5 protein-coding genes are annotated in these 4387 nt (G+C 32.8%); all 5 read left to right on the top strand.

Annotated features, from left to right (window positions below; translation table 11 throughout):
- The first annotated feature begins 221 nt into the window (after positions 1-221).
- The 5 genes from F6K54_RS41050 (at position 222) to F6K54_RS41030 (ending at position 3920) form a co-directional block, all read left to right on the top strand.
- Positions 222-1205: a serine/threonine-protein kinase gene (locus F6K54_RS41050; protein ID WP_293090249.1), complete on the top strand. Its 984-nt coding sequence runs from the start codon at positions 222-224 to the stop codon at positions 1203-1205.
- 72 nt (positions 1206-1277) lie between these two features.
- Positions 1278-1967, top strand: coding sequence for a hypothetical protein (locus F6K54_RS41045; protein WP_293090247.1), 690 nt, complete (start codon positions 1278-1280; stop codon positions 1965-1967).
- A 570-nt stretch (positions 1968-2537) separates the two neighbouring features.
- A complete protein-coding gene (locus F6K54_RS41040; RefSeq protein ID WP_293090244.1) occupies positions 2538-3167 on the top strand; it encodes a serine/threonine-protein kinase in 630 nt (209 codons plus the stop codon).
- Between the two features lie 72 nt (positions 3168-3239).
- Positions 3240-3521, top strand: coding sequence for a hypothetical protein (locus F6K54_RS41035; RefSeq protein WP_293090242.1), 282 nt, complete (start codon positions 3240-3242; stop codon positions 3519-3521).
- Between the two features lie 3 nt (positions 3522-3524).
- On the top strand, positions 3525-3920 hold the full coding sequence (locus F6K54_RS41030; RefSeq protein ID WP_293090240.1) for a hypothetical protein: 396 nt from the start codon (positions 3525-3527) through the stop codon (positions 3918-3920).
- Positions 3921-4387 lie beyond the last annotated feature (467 nt).

Here is a 4387-nt window from a genome sequence, read left to right as displayed (position 1 = left end):
AGCAAGATGTACAAAATTTCAAAATTTCAAAGGATACAATTTTTCTCTCTTGACGATAAATTGACCTTACTCCCCCACTCCCCCACTCCCCTACTTCTTTTTTCTCTCGTGACAATAAATAGACCCTGCCCTTTTTAAGGGGGGTTAGGGGGGATCGAATATCTGTACCTCACAGATTAAAGAATTGCTATATAAAATTTACTATTAACCAAATTTTTGCTATGAACAATTCACAAAAATATTCTCGTTCCCGCTATCAAAAAATTCGCGAACTAGGTCGCAATAGCACTGAGGGTAGAGTAACTTATTTAATGAAAGATAATGTTACGGAAAAATCTGTTGTAGTTAAACAGTTTCAGTTTGCTAAATCTAATTCAAACTGGTCTGGTTTAAAAGCCTACGAGCGAGAAATTCAGGTACTAAGTTCTCTCGAACATTCTGGTATCCCACGCTATCTTAATTCGTTTGAAACTTCTGATTGGTTTTGCTTAGTACAAGAGTATAAAAAAGCTCCGTCTCTGGCTGTAAAAAATAAATTTAATCCGGAACAAATTAAAGAAATTGCTATTTCTATTTTGGAAATATTAATCTATCTACAAAATCGTATTCCACCTGTAATTCATAGAGATATTAAACCAGAAAATATTTTAGTAGACGAACAATTGAATGTTTACTTAGTAGATTTTGGTTTGGCAAGAATTGGCATTGGAGAAGGAGCAATGAGTAGCGTAGCTGCTGGAACATTTGGTTTCATGGCTCCAGAACAAATTTATAACCGCTCTCTGAGTAATGCTACCGATCTTTATGGTTTAGGAGCAACTTTAATTTGTTTATTAACAGAAACAAAATCTAACAATATTGAAACCCTAATTGATGATAATGGTTATATTAATTTTCAACCATTAGTTACTCATCTCAGTAAACCTTTTATCAACTGGTTAGAAAAAATGGTTAGGCCGAAACAAAAAGACCGTTATAGTTCAGCTGAGGTAGCATTATCAGAACTTTTACCATTAACAATTACTGCCCTGCCAGATGTTAATCTGAGTCACAACTATCTTAAGTTTAGATTTACTCAAATTAATTCTAAGTTAACTAAAAATATTGTAGTTAATAATTCGATTCCTCAAACCCTATTGAAAGGAAAATGGCAAGTTGCGCCCCATCTTAAAGATCTACCACATCAGCCTGACAATCATTCTTAGATTTCTTTTTCACCAAATAAGTTTAAGAAAAATAATGTTGAATGTTCTATTACTGTTGATAGTAGTAAATTAATGGCAAATGAAGTCTATACCAGAGAAATTTTGTTGGATACAAATGCTCAAATTAATACTAGAAAGTTAACTGTTAAAGTTGAAACAGCTAAAATTCCTACAGCCAGAAAAATTTTCATAGCTAATATTTGCTTGGTGGTAGTTTTTTTATTGCTTGCAATTGTATCTTTCTATGGGATGGGATTTGCTTGGGTAATATTTAGGATAGCTTACCCGAGCCATGGCTCAAATTTAATAATAACAAAATTTTTGACAATTTTAGGAGAATTAGTAAAATATATAGTGATTATAATTAGTACAATATTCTGGTGTATAGTTGGATATAAATGGGGAATAAAATGGGGATGGTTATCTTTGATAATTACAATTCCTTTTTCTTATATACTTGGAATTATATCTGTTAGGTTAATGGGTGTTATTTCTGCAATAGCCCTTCCATCTAGTATAGTAAGCAAGTGGAATCCATTAATACTTCCCTCGGTAACAGTTTTTTTTATACCCCTAATCTATTTTATAGCCACAGGAACAATAGTTATTTTTGGTAATACTTTTGGATTTTTATTGAAAAAGTATTTAGAAGTAGGATTTAGCCAAAAAATTGCCATGCAGATTTCTGGATTAGCTGTAGCATTAGGTACGAGCGTAGGTTTAGTATTGTTGAATTTATCAGGGCAGTTAAATTTTTCTTGAGCTCAAGCTGCTATGAATTCATTTTTTCAATTTTTTTTCATAGTAGTTATTATATTAACAACTATTATAATTATCTATATAATCCGGCAACAAAATCAAATTATTTATAAATACCACAAATCTAAGCCCTATAGAATTAAACCATAGTTATTTAAGATGTAAGCATTTCCTGCGGAATGCTGCGCAAACAGCTATTAGCAGTCAGCTATTCCTGCGGAATGCTGCGCAAACAGCAATAAAATCTCAACCTTAAGAAGAAGGTTTATTATGAATATAGACTTGAAAATTTGCTTTTGTAGTAAGTAATATCATGTCCGGTTGAATAGTTATAAATAAGGGAGTAGGGAGTAGGGAGTAGGGAGTAGGGAGTAGGGAGAATAAAAAGATTTGTACTGCAAGTGACTGTTTTGGTTTTTTTCATCACTAATTATCCGGACATGATATAAGATTTAATTCTGAATAACCAAGCTTTTATCAAAAAATCAAAGTAATAGCTGATAGCTGATAGCTGACGGCTGAATGCTTACTTTAAGATAATAGGTGAAAACTTATGAATAAGAAAAAAAATCTTTGCCAAAAACTAATTCTAGTGATCGCTATCAAATAATCAAAGAATTAGGTAAAAATTCTGCTGGTGGTAGAGTTGTCTACTTAGCTAAAGATAACTACAGGAAAAATCTTGTTGTAATCAAACAATTTCAATTCGCAAAATCTAACTCTAGTTGGTCTGGTTTTAAAGCTTATGAGAATGAACTTAAGATTATGCAACTCCTAAATCACAAAGGGATTCCTCGTTATCTAAATTCATTCCCAACTGCCAGAGGTTTTTGCTTAGTTCAGGAATACAAACCGGGTAAATCATTAGCAGAATTACGCAGTTTTGACCATGAAGAAATTAAACAAATAATTATTTCCATACTCGACATTTTAAGATATCTGCAAAATCAAAATTCACCCATAATTCATCGAGATATTAAACCTGAAAATATTTTAATAGATAACAAAAATAATGTTTATTTAATAGATTTTGGTTTAGCTCAAACTATTGGAGTTGAAGCCAAAAATAAAACAGAAAGCGTTGCTGCTGGAACATTTGGATTTATGGCTCCAGAACAAATTTACAACCGAAGACTTAGTAACGCAACAGACCTTTATGGTTTAGGTGCTACCCTAATTTGTCTACTAGCAGGAATTAAATAAACTGAAATTCATCTCTTAGTTGATGATGACAATAAACTTAATTTCAAACATCTTTTAAATTATCTTAACCCTATGTTTGTTAACTGGTTAGAAAAGATGGTGCAAATTAATCAAAAAGACCGCTACCCATCTGCTGGAGCTGCTAAAATTGCTCTCCAAAAAATTGATATTAAAAATATTCCTGTAGTTGAACTGAATATCCCTACCCTAAACTTTACATCTACTCAAATAGATGAAAAATTAACTCAAATTATCTCTGTAACAAACCATATTCCTAATGATGTGAAAACTGGTACTTGGGAAGTAGCAAAGCACCCTAACGACTCACCGAATTTTACAAATAATCATCCTTGAATTTTGATTACTCCATCTCAATTTTATTTTCATCGAAACGAGTACCAAATTACTGTAGATACTAGCAAACTCCTAGCCGAAGAAAATTATGAACGCCAGATTATTTTGAGAGCAAATTATACTTCTAAAATCAATTACTCTTTCACAATTAAAGTACAAACAGCTCCTATAGTTTTTCAACACACTAATAATCCATTAATAAAATTTTTTAATCGTTGGATATCGCCTCAATTAGAAGAAGAGAAAATCACCTTAGCTCTAACTCATAGTGGTACTCCGAATTGGTCTGATAAAGACTTTCAAAATTTACTCCAAACTCTCGGTAGTGCAGGTTATGGTTGGTTAAAACCTGAAGGAATAAATCAGCAATTACAGGATATGATGAAACGGCGTTGGTAAATTAGTGTATGATATTAATCTTAATTATTTAGGAGTCAGGAGTCAGGAGTCATATCATGTCCGGTAGCATCGGTATTGTATAGTGAAGTAAGGAAGAAGGAAGAAGGAAGAAGGAAGAGGGAAGAAGGCTTAAAAGCTTGAAAAAACGTAAACTTCCTGTAGATATTCACCCTTGATTTTACACAAACGATACCAGCGGACATGATATCAGGAGTCAGGAGAAAAAAAAGTTGTCAACTAATCAGCATAAGCAAAATCACTTTTTTGCTCATTTCAGCTCAGTTAATGTTAATTATTCTTATGTTTATTTTTCCCCCACTCCCCTACTCCCCTATTTCCCCTCCTGGGAGGGGGAGGGGCCTCACAAGGGTAGGTTTTTTACATAAGATGCTAGTGGAGGTGAGACTTGGAGGACAAGGAGGGAAAGTAGACAAGGAAGAAAGAAGTTTTTGTATATTACGAAGTAT

The organism is Okeania sp. SIO3B5 (genome assembly GCF_010692555.1).
Lineage (GTDB): Bacteria > Cyanobacteriota > Cyanobacteriia > Cyanobacteriales > Microcoleaceae > Okeania.
The sequence above is the reverse complement of the archived record's forward strand: the minus strand, read 5'-3'. Positions and strand labels throughout refer to the sequence as shown.

Coding starts and splice junctions, on each gene's coding strand:
- F6K54_RS41050 (WP_293090249.1), top strand. CDS start 222: ATGAACAATTCACAAAAATATTCTCGTTCCCGCTATCAAAAAATTCGC.
- F6K54_RS41045 (WP_293090247.1), top strand. CDS start 1,278: ATGGCAAATGAAGTCTATACCAGAGAAATTTTGTTGGATACAAATGCT.
- F6K54_RS41035 (WP_293090242.1), top strand. CDS start 3,240: ATGTTTGTTAACTGGTTAGAAAAGATGGTGCAAATTAATCAAAAAGAC.